This window comes from Promicromonospora sp. NPDC023805 (assembly GCF_040639635.1).
In the GTDB taxonomy this organism is placed as follows: Bacteria; Actinomycetota; Actinomycetes; order Actinomycetales; family Cellulomonadaceae; genus Promicromonospora.
Map to the genome: position 1 here is coordinate 350,329 of NZ_JBFAAH010000001.1, position 14,576 is coordinate 364,904.

Annotated in this window: 12 protein-coding genes; 2 read left to right on the forward strand and 10 right to left on the reverse strand. The window is 71.0% G+C overall.

The annotated features are described in order from the left end of the window. Positions 1–21 precede the first annotated feature (21 nt). The 9 genes from AB0F70_RS01585 to AB0F70_RS01625 form a co-directional block, all read right to left on the reverse strand. The gene (locus AB0F70_RS01585) at positions 22–441 is read right to left on the reverse strand and encodes a DUF6000 family protein (protein ID WP_357442751.1); all 420 of its coding nucleotides are present in this window, start codon (positions 439–441) and stop codon (positions 22–24) included. A 119-nt stretch (positions 442–560) separates the two neighbouring features. Continuing rightward, positions 561–1,475 (reverse strand): pyridoxal 5'-phosphate synthase lyase subunit PdxS, encoded by a 915-nt coding sequence (gene pdxS, locus AB0F70_RS01590; protein ID WP_357442753.1) that lies wholly within the window; start codon positions 1,473–1,475, stop codon positions 561–563. A 118-nt stretch (positions 1,476–1,593) separates the two neighbouring features. Next, positions 1,594–2,181 carry a hypothetical protein gene (locus AB0F70_RS01595; protein WP_357442755.1) on the reverse strand — a complete coding sequence of 196 codons (588 nt, stop codon included), beginning with the start codon at positions 2,179–2,181 and terminating at the stop codon, positions 1,594–1,596. Beyond that, positions 2,178–3,374 (reverse strand): glycosyltransferase family 4 protein, encoded by a 1,197-nt coding sequence (locus AB0F70_RS01600; protein WP_357443581.1) that lies wholly within the window; start codon positions 3,372–3,374, stop codon positions 2,178–2,180. Before AB0F70_RS01600 ends, AB0F70_RS01595 begins: the two co-directional genes overlap by 4 nt. 29 nt (positions 3,375–3,403) lie before the next feature. Further along, positions 3,404–4,360: a phosphatidylinositol mannoside acyltransferase gene (locus AB0F70_RS01605; protein WP_357442757.1), complete on the reverse strand. Its 957-nt coding sequence runs from the start codon at positions 4,358–4,360 to the stop codon at positions 3,404–3,406. Continuing rightward, complete coding sequence (gene pgsA, locus AB0F70_RS01610) at positions 4,360–4,989, reverse strand: phosphatidylinositol phosphate synthase (protein WP_357442759.1); 630 nt, start codon at positions 4,987–4,989, stop codon at positions 4,360–4,362. Before pgsA ends, AB0F70_RS01605 begins: the two co-directional genes overlap by 1 nt. Next, positions 4,990–5,562: an HIT domain-containing protein gene (locus AB0F70_RS01615; protein WP_357442761.1), complete on the reverse strand. Its 573-nt coding sequence runs from the start codon at positions 5,560–5,562 to the stop codon at positions 4,990–4,992. It lies immediately after the preceding gene. Next, the gene (thrS, locus tag AB0F70_RS01620; RefSeq protein ID WP_357442763.1) at positions 5,562–7,580 is read right to left on the reverse strand and encodes a threonine--tRNA ligase; all 2,019 of its coding nucleotides are present in this window, start codon (positions 7,578–7,580) and stop codon (positions 5,562–5,564) included. The genes AB0F70_RS01615 and thrS overlap by 1 nt, the downstream gene beginning before the upstream one ends. 126 nt (positions 7,581–7,706) lie before the next feature. Further along, a complete protein-coding gene (locus AB0F70_RS01625) occupies positions 7,707–7,892 on the reverse strand; it encodes a hypothetical protein (RefSeq protein ID WP_357442765.1) in 186 nt (61 codons plus the stop codon). 177 nt (positions 7,893–8,069) lie between these two features. On the opposite strand from AB0F70_RS01625, the gene AB0F70_RS01630 reads away from it, so the two are divergent. After that, positions 8,070–9,839 carry a sodium:proton antiporter gene (locus tag AB0F70_RS01630; RefSeq protein WP_357442767.1) on the forward strand — a complete coding sequence of 590 codons (1,770 nt, stop codon included), beginning with the start codon at positions 8,070–8,072 and terminating at the stop codon, positions 9,837–9,839. A 10-nt stretch (positions 9,840–9,849) separates the two neighbouring features. Continuing rightward, complete coding sequence (locus AB0F70_RS01635) at positions 9,850–10,557, forward strand: tyrosine-protein phosphatase (protein ID WP_357442769.1); 708 nt, start codon at positions 9,850–9,852, stop codon at positions 10,555–10,557. Positions 10,558–10,620: 63 nt separating this feature from the next. On the opposite strand, the gene AB0F70_RS01640 is transcribed toward AB0F70_RS01635, so the two are convergent. Further along, a complete protein-coding gene (locus AB0F70_RS01640) occupies positions 10,621–14,370 on the reverse strand; it encodes an Ig-like domain-containing protein (RefSeq protein WP_357442772.1) in 3,750 nt (1,249 codons plus the stop codon). Positions 14,371–14,576: the final 206 nt, after the last annotated feature.

Below are 14,576 nucleotides of genomic sequence, written 5' to 3' on the forward strand. Positions count from 1 at the left end.
GATCAAACGGTATAACTTTTTCTACCGCCCCGCCAGAGAGGTGCGCGAGGACGCGTCGATCCACGCGGCGGCTACTGCCTCACGAACTCTGTCGGCGGGTACCGCCAGGGCGAACCACGCACCCATGGTCTGTTCACGCCACCCGCCGCTCAAGAGCAGCCATTCCACCTGCTCGGAAGTCGGTCGCATACCCGCTCTGATCAGCTTGCGCCGGAACCTGCGTGCAGCATCCGGATCGAATTCGGTCGGCGCCTCCACCAAGTACATCTTCAGGTAGAACGGCCGAACCAGCCGCCTGATCAGCCGGGCGTCTTCACGGGTATAGAGCAATGAGCTGCGCCCCTCTCCTGCCCCGGACTGGCCCCACTCATACTCCGACAACGGCGCCGACACATGACCTTGATTCAATAGGCTCCAGGCGGCCGTTATCGGACGGGTCATGGCTCTGCCCGAGCCTACTGAACCCAACCCAGCCACGGCCACAGGGGCCACCGTGCCCAGGAAAGCAGAAGAGCCCCGCGGACTCGATGTCCGCGGGGCCCCTCCGTAGAAGACCTAGCTCACCAGCCGCGCTCCGCCAGCCGAACCGGCGCAGCTTCTTCCTCGACGTTGATGCCGACCATCGCCTCGCCGAGACCGCGCGAGACCTTGGCGATCACGTCGGCGTCGTCGAAGAACGTGGTGGCCTGGACGATCGCCTTCGCACGCTGCTCGGGGTTGCCCGACTTGAAGATGCCCGAGCCGACGAACACGCCCTCGGCGCCGAGCTGCATCATCATCGCGGCGTCGGCCGGGGTGGCGATGCCGCCAGCGGTGAAGAGCACGACCGGCAGCTTTCCGGTGGTCGCGACCTCCTTGACCAGCTCGTACGGCGCCTGCAGCTCCTTGGCGGCGACGAACAGCTCGTCCTCCGGCAGCGAGGCCAGGCGGCGGATCTGCTGGCGGATCTGACGCATGTGCGTGGTCGCGTTCGACACGTCGCCCGTGCCGGCCTCGCCCTTCGAGCGGATCATCGCCGCGCCCTCGGTGATGCGGCGCAGCGCCTCACCCAGGTTCGTCGCGCCACACACGAAGGGAACGGTGAAGTTCCACTTCTCGATGTGGTTCGTGTAGTCCGCCGGGGTCAGCACCTCGGACTCGTCGATGTAGTCGACGCCGAGCGACTGCAGCACCTGCGCCTCGACGAAGTGCCCGATGCGCGCCTTCGCCATCACGGGGATCGAGACGGCCTCGATGATGCCGTCGACCATGTCGGGGTCGCTCATGCGCGACACGCCGCCCTGCGCACGGATGTCCGCAGGCACCCGCTCCAGCGCCATGACGGCCACCGCGCCCGCGTCCTCGGCGATCTTCGCCTGGTCGGGGGTGACGACGTCCATGATGACGCCGCCCTTGAGCATCTCGGCCATACCGCGCTTCACGCGCGCGGTGCCGACCGTACCCACGGTGTTCTCGCCGGTCACGGATTCAGTCACGGTTACCTCGCAAAGTTCTCGCCGATGGGATCGACGCCGGTCGTTCCGGGCGCGGTCGGCGCCCTGAGCGGATTCTATCGCCCGACCCGACCCACCCAGTCCGCCGTTCACAGGGCGATCACCCGCCGTTGGGCTCCAGGGCGTGCGGCAGGGCGTCGTCCAGCTCGACGGTGCGCGGCATCGGCGCCCGGCCCGCCAGGTGGAACAGCCGGACGTACCAGAGCCTGCGCACCCGCCGCGTCTGCGCGACCGCCTCGTTGTGGAACCGGCGCGCCAGCGTCGCGCGGTACCAGGCCGCGGCGAGCGCCGCCATGATCTCGCTCGACGGCCCCGCCAGGAGGAGCTGTATCGACTCCGGCTCCCCCATCGCCTCGCGCAGGGTCGCCGTGAGCCCCGACTCCGCCCGCTCCCGGTCCGGGCCCAGCCCGTCCATCTTCAGCGCGGCGGCGGGCGAGGTGACGGGTCCGGCGTCCGACGCCGTGTACGCGGCGTCCGCCACCAGGATGGCGCTCGCGGGGTCCAGCGCGCCCGACGCCGCGAGCTCGACCGCCGTCGACGCCCTGCGCACGAGCTGCGAGTCGAGGGCGATCCGCGACGCGGCGACCTTGCGGTGCAGCCGGTCCACGCGGTAGGCGGCCCGCCAGGCGAGCAGCAGGCCGATCGCGAGCACCCCTAGGGCTACGAGCGCCATCTCCGACCAGGTCATGCGTCGCCTCCGACCCGGCGCGGGAAGAGTCCCATGATGCGTCCGACGACGTCGCCGCCGATGGCGTTGTCGGCGGCGAGCGTCATGTCGTAGACGGCGAGCACCTGCTCGGTGACGCCGGACCAGTCGAACCGCTGGACCCACTGCGTCGCGTGGGCGCGGTAGGCGTCGCGTCGCGCCGGGTCGGCGAGCAGCGCGAGCACCGTGGCGGCGAGGTCGTCGGGGTCTCCGGTGCGGAAGAGGGCGCCGGCGGCGCCGTCGTCCAGGACGCGCTGGAAGGCGCCGAGGTCGCTGGCCACCACGACGGCCCCGGCGGCCATGGCCTCGACGAGCACTATGCCGAAGCTCTCCCCGCCGGTCTGGGGGGCCACGTACAGGTCGGCGGAGGCCAGGAGCTCGGCCTTCTCGGCGTCGGTGACGCCGCCGAGGAACTCGACGGACGAGGCCTGCTCGCCCAGCAGCTCACGGGTCTCGGCGACTATGTCGTCCCCGCGGCCCGCCACCAGGAACCGGGTGCCGGGCTTGCCGGCGAGGATCGTGGGCACGGCCTGCACGAGAAGGTTCAGGCCCTTGCGCGGCTCGTCGAGCCGGCCGAGGAACGCGACGGTCGGGGCGGAGGGTGTCCCGGTCCACTCGGGGCGCCGGGGGCTGCTCGCGAACACTTGCGTGTACACGCCGTTCGGGATGACGACGGCGTCGCCGCCGAGGTGGTCCACCAGGGTGCGGCGCGCGTCCTCGGACACGGCGATCCGGGCGGCGACCTTCTCCAGGGACTGGCGGACCAGCGGGTAGGCGACCTGGAGCGCCCGCGAGCGCACCTGCGACGTGTGGAAGGTGGCGACCACCGGCTCGGTCGTCTGCCACAGCGCGAGCATCGACAGCGACGGCACCATCGGCTCGTGCAGGTGGACGATGTCGAACGCGTGGCCGCCGATGCCGCCCTCGAGCCAGCGACGGACCCGGGTGGCGGTCAGCGGCCCGAAGGTGAGCCGTGCGACCGACCCGTTGTAGGGCACGGGGACTGCGCGGCCGGCGGCGGTGACGACGTCGGGCAGCTCCGTGTCGTCGCTGGACGGGGCGAGCACCGACACCTCGTGGCCGGCGGCCTGCAGCGCCTCGGCGAGGTCGCGCACGTGGAACTGGACGCCGCCCGGGGCGTCGAAGGAGTAGGGACAGACGATGCCTATCCGCAGCACGCGGTGGCTGCGGCGTCGGACGCCTCTCATCCGGTCTCCCGCGCGCGGCGGGCGGCGTTCTGGCGGGCGGGTCCGAGGTCGTCGACGAACACGCGCTGCAGCATGTGCCAGTCCTCGGTGTGCTCGACGATCGTCCGCGCGAGCCGGTCCACCCAGCCCTGCGTGAGCAGGCGGGCCCGCTCGTCGCGCGGCAGCCCGGCGTCCGGTACGGGGAGCGGCGGGTGGAAGGTGATGACGATTCCCCACGGCGTGCGGGCGGCCCGACGTCGGTCGCCGCGCAGCCGCTCGTAGGTGATGCTGACCGCGTGCACGGGGACGCCGGCCTCCAGGCCGAGCAGGGCCGGCCCGGCGGCGACCCGGGCCCGGTGCCCCGCGAGGTCCACCTCGATGCCCGTCGAGGTGAGGTCACGGTCGCTGAGCAGCGGGATGAGCTTGCTGCCCTCCTTGGCGCCGCGGACCAGCGCGCCGAGCACGTCTCCGCCGCCGAGGGCCAGCACGTTGATGCCGAGGGAGCTGCGGAACCGGACGAACTCGTCGAACAGCTCGTCGGGCTTGAGCCGTTCGGCGACGGTGAGCACGCTCGCGAGGTACTGGGAGCCGTAGGCCCCGGCCAGGTCCCAGTTGCCGAGGTGGGCCAGCGCCAGGGCGGCCGCTCCCCCGCCGTCGACCACCGGCCGCACATGCTCGTCGTAGCCCACTACACGCACGCGCGCCCGGAGCTGCTCAGGCGTGATGCCCTGCAGGGTGAACGCCTCACGGAAGTACCGCATGTAGCTGCGCATCCCGGCGCGGGACAGGCGGCGGATCGCGGCGGCGTCGAGGTCCGGCCGGACCCGCGCGTAGTTGGCCTCCATCCGGCGCACGCTCTTGCCGTGCCGCAGCCAGGTGACGTCGGCCACCACGGTGAACAGGGCCCGCAGGACGGGCTCAGGGATCTTCGTCGCGTTCCGCCACGCGAACGTGTGCGCCGCCGCGACGTTCATCAGGCCTCCTGCCCGGCCCTGCTGGTGAGCTGCGCCCGCACGGTCGCCATGCGCTGGAAGACGGTGACGAGGCTCGCGAGCGCCAGCAGCGTCAGGACCACCTCCAGTACCACCACCGGCAGGCCCACCTGGATGAACGTGAACGGGACGAGCGCGAGCAGGAGCCGGTCGGCGCGTTCGGCGATGCCGACCTGGGCGGTGGCGCCGACGCTCTCGGCCCGTGCCCTGGCGTAGGGCACGACGCTCCCGAGCACCAGGCAGGCCAGCGCGACGGCGATGCCCCAGAGGCCGTTGTGCTCGTCGGGGTGCAGCACGAACCAGAGCATGATGCCGCCGAACACGGCGCCGTCGGCCACGCGGTCCAGCGTGGAGTCGAGGAACGCGCCCCACGGCCCGGACCGCCCGGACATGCGCGCCATCACGCCGTCGAGCGAGTCGAACAGGACGAAGAACCCGACCAGGAGGCCGCCCACGAGCGTGTACCCCAGGGGGAACAGCGTCAGTGAGATCGCCGAGACGATCAGCGTGCCGGCGATGGTCACGGCGTCCGGCGAGACCCGCAGCGCGAGCAGCAGCCGGGCCAGGGGCGTGAACACCGTGGTCATGAGGGAGCGCAGGCTCCGTAACATTCAGTTCTCCTCTTGGTTGCCGCCCCCTGCGGTCACCCACGCCTCCGCGAGCCGGCGGCGAGTCTCTCCCAGCAGCTCGGGCAACGCCTTGGTCTGTCCCACCACGGGCAGGAAGTTCGCGTCGCCCAGCCAGCGAGGCACCACGTGCTGGTGCAGGTGCGCCGCGATGCCCGCGCCCGCGACCTCGCCCTGGTTGATACCAAGATTGAAGCCTGCGGGCGCATACACGGCGCGCGACACGCGCATGGCCTGCTGAGTCATCTGCGCCAGCTCGACGGTCTCGGCAGCGTCGAGGTCCGTGTAGTCCGAGACGTGCCGGTACGGGAGCACCATCAGGTGCCCCGAGTTGTACGGGTAGAGATTCAGCACCACGTAGCACCGCTCCCCGCGGGCGACGACGAGTCCCTGCTCGTCGTCGCCCTGCGGGATGCGGCAGAACGGGCACTGCCCGACCGTCGAGTCGGCCGGCTTGTCCTGACCCCCGATGTAGACCATGCGGTGCGGCGTCCACAGCCGCTGCTGGCCGTCGTCGGGCGGGCCGAAGTCCGCTGCGTCCTGGACGGTGGGTTCCATCAGGCCTGCTGCGACCGCTCGGCCACGGCCGCCACGATGCGCTCGACGGCGTCGGCCACGGGCACGCCGTTCTCCTGCGCGCCGTCGCGGAACCGGAACGAGACGGCGCCGGCCTCGGCGTCCTCACCGCCGGCGATGAGCGTGAAGGGCACCTTCTCCTTGGACGCGTTGCGGATCTTCTTGGCGAACCGGTCGTCCGACAGGTCGATCTCGACGCGGACACCGCGGGCCATGAGCTGCGCGGCGACATCCTTCACGTAGTCGTCGAACGCCTCGGCGACGGGCACGAGCTTGACCTGCACGGGGGCGAGCCAGGCCGGGAAGGCGCCCGCGTAGTGCTCGATGAGCACGCCCATGAACCGCTCGATGGAACCGAACTTGGCCGAGTGGATCATCACCGGCTGCTGGCGCGTGCCGTCGGCGGCCGTGTACTCCAGCCCGAAGCCCTTGGGCTGGTTGAAGTCGTACTGCACGGTGCCCATCTGCCAGGTCCGCCCGATGGCGTCCTTGGCCTGCACGGAGATCTTCGGACCGTAGAACGCGGCGCCGCCCGGGTCGGCGACGAGCTCCAGGCCGGTCTCGCGGCCGACCTCCTCGAGGATCTTCGTGGCCGCGACCCAGTCCTCGTCGGAGCCGACGAACTTGTCCGGCTTGGAGTCGTCCCGCGTGGACAGCTCCAGGTAGAAGTCGTCCAGACCGAAGTCGCGCAGCACGCTCAGCATGAAGTCGAGGAGGTGCTTGACCTCCGACGGCGCCTGCTCGGGCGTCACGTAGGAGTGCGAGTCGTCCTGGGTCAGGCCGCGCACGCGGGTCAGGCCCTGCACCACGCCGGACTTCTCGTACCGGTACACCGAACCGAACTCGAACAGGCGCAGCGGCAGCTCACGGTACGAGCGCCCGCGCGCGGCGAAGATCAGGTTGTGCATCGGGCAGTTCATGGCCTTGAGCCGGTACTTGGACCCCTCGAGGTCCATCTCCGGGAACATGGTGTCCGAGTAGTACGGCAGGTGCCCCGAGGTGTGGAACAGCCCGTCCTTGGTGATGTGCGGCGTGCCGACGTAGGAGAAGCCCTCCTCGATGTGCCGCTGGCGGACGTAGTCCTCCATGACGCGCTTGATCACACCGCCCTTGGGGTGGAACAGCGGCAGGCCGGAGCCGACCTCGTCGTGGAAGCTGAACAGGTCCATCTCGGCGCCGATGCGGCGGTGGTCGCGGCGCTCGGCCTCGGCCAGCCGCTCCAGGTGCGCCCTGAGCTCGTCCTTGGAGGGCCAGGCGGTGCCGTAGACGCGCTGCAGCATCGGGTTCTTCTCGCTGCCGCGCCAGTAGGCGGCCGCCGAGCGCATGAGCTGCACGCCGTTGCCGATCAGGCGCGTGCTCGGCAGGTGCGGCCCGCGGCACAGGTCGCTCCAGACCACGGTCTCGCTCTCGCGCCCCGCGCCCCGGACGTTGTCGTAGATGGTGAGCTCGGCGCCACCCACTTCAACGTTCTCGCCGTTGTCGTCGTCGCCCGAGCCGCCCTTGAGGCCGATCAGCTCCAGCTTGTACGGCTCGTTCGCCAGCTCGGCGCGCGCCTCGTCCTCGGTGACGACCCGGCGGCGGAAGGTCTGCCCCTCCTTGATGATGCGGCCCATGATCTTGTCGAGGTTCTTGAGGTCCTCGGGCGTGAACGGCGTCTCGACGTCGAAGTCGTAGTAGAAGCCGTCGGTCACGGGCGGGCCGATGCCCAGCTTCGCGTCCGGGTTGACCTGCTGCACCGCCTGGGCGAGCACGTGCGCGGCGCTGTGCCGCAGCACGGCAAGGCCGTCGGGCTCGGCGACCGTCACGGGCTCGACCTTGTGGCCGGCCGGGATCTCCCGGTCGAGGTCCCACAGCTCACCGTTCACCCGGACGACCACGACGTCGCGGCGCGTGCCGTACAGCTCGATACCGGTGGTCGTCGCGGTGGTCGTCGTCGCCTCCGTGCCGGTATCAGCCGGGTTGAGTGCGGCAGGGCTGGGCGGCGATACGACGTCGGACACAGGGGTGCTCCTTGCGAAAGCTGAACGAAACGGATCGAGGGGCACCGTCCGCGGACGGTGCCCCTCGATCGTACCGATACAGCAGCGGTCCCGTGCCTGCGGTCGCACCGCAGGAGGACCGGTGAGTCAGCTCTGGCCGAAGTCCTTGGCCTTCTCGCCCAGCGAGTCGATGAGGCCGTCCGCCTTGTCGGGCGCGATCTCCTTGAGCTTGTCGGTAGCAGCGTCGACGTTCCCGTCGTTGAGCTGCTCCTTCGCCTTCTCGATGTTGTCCGGGTCGGTCACGAACTCCTTGGCCTTGTCAAAAAGCCCCATGTTCGAATCCTCTCGACACAGGCACACCGCTGTGCGCCCCCTGCTCGGCGACGGGGATCCGCCACCAGTCGAGAACCTACGCGCACCCTGCCGCCCGCGCACTGCTGGGCTGGGCAGATCGGAGCATTCCGGGCCCAGGAGTCGGCAGGTGGGCTCCGCGTCTCGTACCGTCAGGCCGTGGAGTACGTCGAGTACCTGACCATCGCCGTCGCAGCGGCTGCCCTCATCATCGCCGTGACCGCGCTCGCGCCCCGGGCCGGCGTCGCGTCGCCCCTCGTGCTCGTGGTGCTCGGCGCCGGCGTGAGCCTGCTGCCGTTCGTCCCGGCGGTCGAGGTACCGCCCGAGCTGATCCTCGGCGGTGTGCTGCCCCCGCTCCTGTACTCGGCGGCGGTCGGTCTGCCGTCCATGGACTTCCGGCGCGACTTCGCGGCCATCGGCGGGCTGTCGGTCACCCTCGTGGTGATCAGCTCGGTGCTGCTGGGACTGCTGTTCCGGTGGCTGATCCCGGGGATCGACCTGGCCACCGCCATCGCCCTTGGCGCCATAGTCAGCCCTACCGACGCCGTGGCGACGACCATCGTCAAACGGCTCGGGGCGTCACCGCGCAGCTCCACGATGCTCGAGGGCGAGTCTCTGCTCAACGACGCCTCGGCGCTGGTGTTGCTCCGGTCGGCGATCGCGGCGACGGCGGCGACCGTCAGCCTGTGGGAGGTCGTCGGCGACTTCGCGTACGCCGCCGGCGTGGCGGTCGCGATCGGTGTGCCCGTCGGCTGGGTGGGCCTGCGGATCCGCAAGCGGCTGGGACACGCCGCGCTGAGCACCGCCATGTCGTTCGTCGTCCCGTTCGCGGCGTACCTGCCGGCGGAGGAGCTGCACGCGTCGGGCCTGGTCGCCGTGGTGGCGGCGGGCCTCGTGACCGGCAACGGGTCAGCACGGCACCTGCGGCCGCAGGACCGGATCGCCGAGCGGTCCAACTGGCACACCGTCGAGCTGCTGCTCGAGGGCGCGGTCTTCCTCGCGATGGGCATCCAGCTGTTCGACCTGATCGAGGACGTGGAGCGCGGCAACGGCTCGGTCCTGCAGGCCGCGGGCGTCGCCGCGATCGCGGGCGCCGTGGTGCTCGTGGTGCGGGCGGCCTTCGTCACCCCGCTGATCGGCATCCAGGCGCGCAGGGCGCGCCGCGGCGAAGCCGTCCGGGAGACCCTGTCGGGCTTCCAGGACCGCATAGACCTCCGGGTCGCCGCCACCCCTCCCCCGGCCGCCGGGAACGCGGAGGTCAAGGGCAGGCGGTCGACCGCCGCCCGGCTGGAACGGATCCAGGGCACGCTGCGCCGCCGCACCGCCGACATCGACTACGTCCTCGCCAAGCCGCTCGGCTGGCGCGAGGGCACCCTGCTGGTGTGGGCGGGCATGCGCGGCGTGGTGACGCTCGCCGCAGCGCAGACGCTGCCGGCGGAGACTCCCGGCCGGTCCTTCCTGGTCCTCGTCGCGTTCGGCGTCGCGTTCGGGACGCTGCTGGTCCAGGGCAGCACCCTGCCATGGGTGACCCGCCGGCTGGGCCTGATCGGGCAGGACACCACGGGCGACCTCCCGGCCCTACGCCGCGAGACCGTGCGGGCCGCGCGCGACTTCCTCGCCGATCCCCGCCGCCCGGACGGCACGCCGTACGACGACGGCGTGGTCGCCCGGGTGCGCAAGGACATGTTCCGGGAGCACGAGTCGCAGGACGAGGACGCGGAGCTCACCAGGGAGCGCTTCGTCCAGTACCGGGAGCTGCGGCTGGCCGCCATCGCCGCCCAGCGCGAGGAGCTCCTCGCCGCCCGGTCCGCCGGCACCTACGACTCGGCCCAGCTCGGCGACGCCCTGGACCTGCTGGACGCCGAGCAGATCGCCGTCGAGATGCGCAAGGGCAAGCTGCCGATACATTCGGACGATTCGGACCGTTAATCTCACCCCTGTGACGGACTACACACCGCTCCACCTCGACTGGCCCGGCTGTCTCAACGTGCGTGACCTGGGCGGACTCCCCCTCACGGGCGGCGGCACCGTCCGCGAACGGGCACTGGTCCGTTCGGAGTCCCCCAGCTTCCTGACCGACGACGGCGTCGTCGCCGCCACCGCGTACGGCCTCTCGCGGATCATCGACCTGCGCCGTCCGACCGAGATCGACCTGGAACCCAGCCGGCTGGCGGGCCCCACCGCCCTCCACCTCCCGCTGCAGGAGCCCGGCGACCCCGTCGAGGGGCCGTGGGTCCCCCTCTACGTGGGGCTGCTGGACCGGCGTCCCGAGCTGTTCGCCCGCGCCGTCGCCGCCGTCGCGGACGCTCCCGAGGGGCCGGTGCTGGTGCACTGCGCCGCCGGCAAGGACCGCACCGGGCTGGTGGTGGCGCTCGCGCTCTCGCTCGTCGGGGCGGACCTCGACGCGCTGGCCGACGACTACGAGCTCACCAACGAGCGGCTCGCCCCGCGGTACGCCGCGCCGGGGGCGGACCGCGACCTCACGGTCGGGCGGGAGATCCCGCCGACCCGGCACGTCATCCTCGGGGCCCTGGAGCACCTGCGGACGCGGCACGGTTCGGTGGAGGCCTACCTCTCCCGCAACGGCCTCACCCCAGGCCACGTCCGAGCCCTCCGCACCCGCCTGACCGCCCCCTCTTCTCGTTGAGTGCTGGATATTCGCCCTTCTGACAGCCATCAGAGGGCGAATATCCAGCACTCAACGGTCAGGTCAGGGGTGGGTTACCGCCGCCCACGAGAGCATCGGGGACTGGTTGTTTGTCGCCTTGAGGCGGATCGTCACCGGGCCCGGCTCGGCCAGCTCGACGTCGTAGCTGAGCACTTCGCTCGGGTTTCCCGAGTCCAGGGTCACCGTCCCGACGGGGTGGCTCGCGCCGTCGTGGTCGAGCACGACGTCAGCGCTCCTGCTGTTGTCGGGCCACCACGAGTGTGAGCCCGCCGCGAGCGTGTACGACCCGGCGGGGAGCGTGAAGGTGTAGGACACCTCGGCCCCCACCTGGTTCGCCGTGTACATCCCGGTGGTCGTCGTCTTGTCGTACGCACCGGGGACGACGCCCTTGTAGCTGACCGACCGGCTGCCCGAGGCGCTCTGTCCCCAGTGCCCCCACGCCGCGCCGTTCTCCCGCACCCGGTCGGGTGCGTCGTTCACGAGCGCGTCGCCGACGAGGCCGGCGATGGCCGTGTAGGCGGGCGAGCCGTACCCCAGCACGCCGCTGGTCGCGTTGACGTCGGCGAACGCGACGGTCCCCCGCGGCACCACCTCGACATGCGCGGTGGCGGACGCCTGGCCGTACGAACCCTTGACGGCGGCCGTCGCCCAGGCCTCGTCGAACGCCGCCGGGTCGACGGTCCAGTCGACCGGCACCTCGCGGGTCGTGCCGTCGGTGAGCTCCGCCGTGAGTGTGTCGGGCAGGGCCGGAGCCTCGCCGACGTAGGTCGCCACGCGGGGCTCCTCGAGGTCGACTATCCGGTTCGCGACCGGCGCGGACGCCGTCCGGAGCCGGGCCACGAGGTCCGCCGAACCCTGCCCGTCGAGCCGGTAGCGCCTCGGGTCGGCGACCGCTGCACGAGCGTCCGCGATGCCGTTCTGGAGCACCGTCCACTCGACGTCGGTGAAGTCGCCGGTGCGCTCGACGCCCTCCGCAGCGTCCAGCGCGGCGGCGAGCGCCCGGACGTCGGTCGCCCGGGTGGCCGGTGCCGAGACCACGCCGACGGCGTCGATGTTGAGCTTGCCCGACGCGACGGTGAGCGTCACCGCGTGCTCGCCCCAGCCAAGGCCCCGCAGCTCGAACGCCTGCTGGTACTGGCCGGACGCGCGGGTGCGGGCGTTGAGCTCTACCGGCTTGCCGTCGACCGTGACGTCCAGCCGTGCGGAGCCGTCGTTCACCCCGAGCACGTCCAGACCGGAGCCCGTGAAGGTGTAGCTCACGGAGGCGCCGTCGGCCTGGTTGATCGACGACGTGCGGCCGTACTCGAACATGCCCTTGCCGTTGGCGTGCGCCCACTCGCCGTCGTAGACGAGCCTGGTGGCCGCCGGGTCGTCGAGGTCGGTCATCTCGTGGCCGTCGAGGTACTCGCCGTAGTACGGCACCTCATCGGCCACACGCTCGACCTTCAGGTTGTCGAACTGTGTCCAGTGGAACCCGCTGGCGAGGTCGACCCAGCCCGACAGGATCGGGGCGGCGTCGGTCCAGGCGAACACCTGCGCGCCGTCGATCCAGCCGGTGACCTGGTCACCCGCTACCTGCACGGACAGCTGGTGCCACGCGGCGGCGTCCCACCCGTCGCCCGCGACGGAGCCGCTCTCGACGGTGGTCCCCCGCCGGGTGAGCTGCCAGCCGCCGTCCACGGCCAGCTTCAGCGCGTACGGCGTGCCGCGGAGGTCGTGGGAGGTGTCGCCGCCGCTGGAGCGGGCGCCGAGGGCGGCGTAGTTGCCGCTCACGGTGTCGCGCTCGAAGCGGACGTCGACGGTGGCGCGGTAGTTGCTCCAGCGCCGGTCGCCGACGGCGGTGATCGGCTCGCCGTTGTTCCACGCGCCGCCGACGCCGGTGCCCTCGCGGTCGACCTGCTGGCGCAGGACCCGCTCGCCGTCGTCGGCCCGGTAGGCCTCGAAGGAGCCGTTGCGGTCCCACGTGTACAGCGGGATCGCGCCGGTGTCCCCGCCGCGGGAGTCGACGAAGTCCTCGGTGCGGCCGGTCAGCCCGCCGCCCTTGCGGACGATGGGCACGCGCTTGTCCGAGTAGTCGAAGTCGTCGGACCAGAGCACGTTCCGCGGTGCCTCACGGGAGGCGCCGGCGTCGAGCACCGTGCGCTCGCCCTCGACGGGCAGCGGCGTGGTCCAGCCCTTGTCGCGGCGGACGTCGAGCGAGGTCACGGTGGTGATCGAGTACGGCTGCACGGTGACGCTGTAGGCGCCATCGGCGTCCGCGGAGACGTTGCCGACGTGCTGCTTGTAGCGGGCGTCGAAGGCCTCGCCGTCGTCCGCGGCACGGGTCTCCCACACCGCGAGGCGGGGCTTGTACCCGAGGTGCAGGTCCTCCGGGGTGATCCGGTAGGTCCGCGGCGTCTCGGAGTCGTTGACGACCACCGTCGAGAAGTCCGAGCGGTCGGGCGCCGCGAGCGTCAGGTAGTTCGGGCCGCCGTTGCGGCCGTTGACCGGGTTGGTGCCGGTCGCGGTGGTGGCGGAGGCCTGAGGCACCGCACGCCAGATCCCCGACCGGTTGCGCGCGTCCTCCCAGCCGGTCACCGCGAAGTTCGAGAAGTGCTGCAGCGCGGCCAGGCCGGCGTCGTAGTGGATCCATCCGGACCACGGGTCGCGGGCGCTCACGAGCTCCTTGTACGAGTACTGCCCGCCCTCGTAGAACGAGCCGATCGCGGGCTGATAGATGAAGTGCGTGCGCCGGGAGTTGGCGAAGCCCTTGACGATGGTGTTCGCCATCTCCAGGGAGCTTCCGCTCCCGCCCAGGCCGGTGCCCTCGACCGTCGGGTCGGCAGTGTTGTTGTTCGGCCGGAACGACGAGTTGCTGAACGTGGCCTGCGCCTCGCTGTTCCAGACCTCCTCGTCGAACTCGTCGGCCAGGCGCTTGAAGTTCCCTGCCGCGTCGTCGTCGGTGAAGTAGTGGTAGGTGGAGGCGCCCACGACGTCGCGCAGCGACGCGTCGGCGACCATCTCGTCACCGAAGGTGCCAAGGCCCGCCTCGTCGGAGACCATCACCTGGATCTGGTGGAAGAGGCTCGCCTCCCCACGGCGGAAGCCCGCGAGCCGCGGGTCGTCGCTCACGTACCCGGTCGTGTCGGTACGGACGCGCTGGGCGTACTCCTTGGTCCAGTCCAGGTCCGCGGTGTGCTCGTTCACGCCGGGGTGGACGTAGTCGACCATGTACCCGTAGTCGCGGTACGCGGCAAGGATCGTGTTCTTGTACCAGTCGTAGATCTTGTCGTTCGTGTCCGCCCAGGGAGCGGCGTTCCAGCGCAGGATCGACACCTTGAGGTCGGGGTTGACCTTCTTGGCGTCCGCCGCGAGCTGGAAGCCCGGGTGCCGCCGCACGTTCGCGGGCTCGTCCGCGGTGCGCATCGTCGAGACGTCCGAGCCTGTCGAGTTGTTGCGGTCGTCGCCCATCTCGATCTTGACGTGCTGCATGATCGGGTGCTCGCCGCCGAACAGGATCTGCAGCAGCTCCGCGTACTTCCGCGGCTGCTCGGACTTGTAGTCCATCAGGAGAGCGCTGGTGCTGTTGGCGCTGAGCACACCGAAGCCCTTGAACGTCAGGCCGTTGACGTTGTCCGCTGCGACGTCGTCCCCGTCGACGGTGATCTCGGTGACCTCCGGCGCACGAGGTGCTTCCGCGGCCGACGCCCCCGCTCCCGCTCCCGCTCCCGCTCCCGCGACGAGCGACGACCCGATCACGCCGCACACGAGCATCCCGGCGATGGCGGCTGACGACATTCGGCTACGTCTCATGGTGCTCCCCTTCCACGTTGAAGTGTTTGTTCGACGCCGGGCGCACGGCGGAGGCGGTGCAGGTCTCCCTCGAGCCGCACTCGGTGACCATCGACGTCGATGTTCGTTTCTGATCGTTTAAGATCAGCTACTGGGCGCCACGTTATAGGGAGCGGCGAAAAGCGCCAAGATGTTGTTCTGTATTGATCACTTCGCCGCGACGGCGG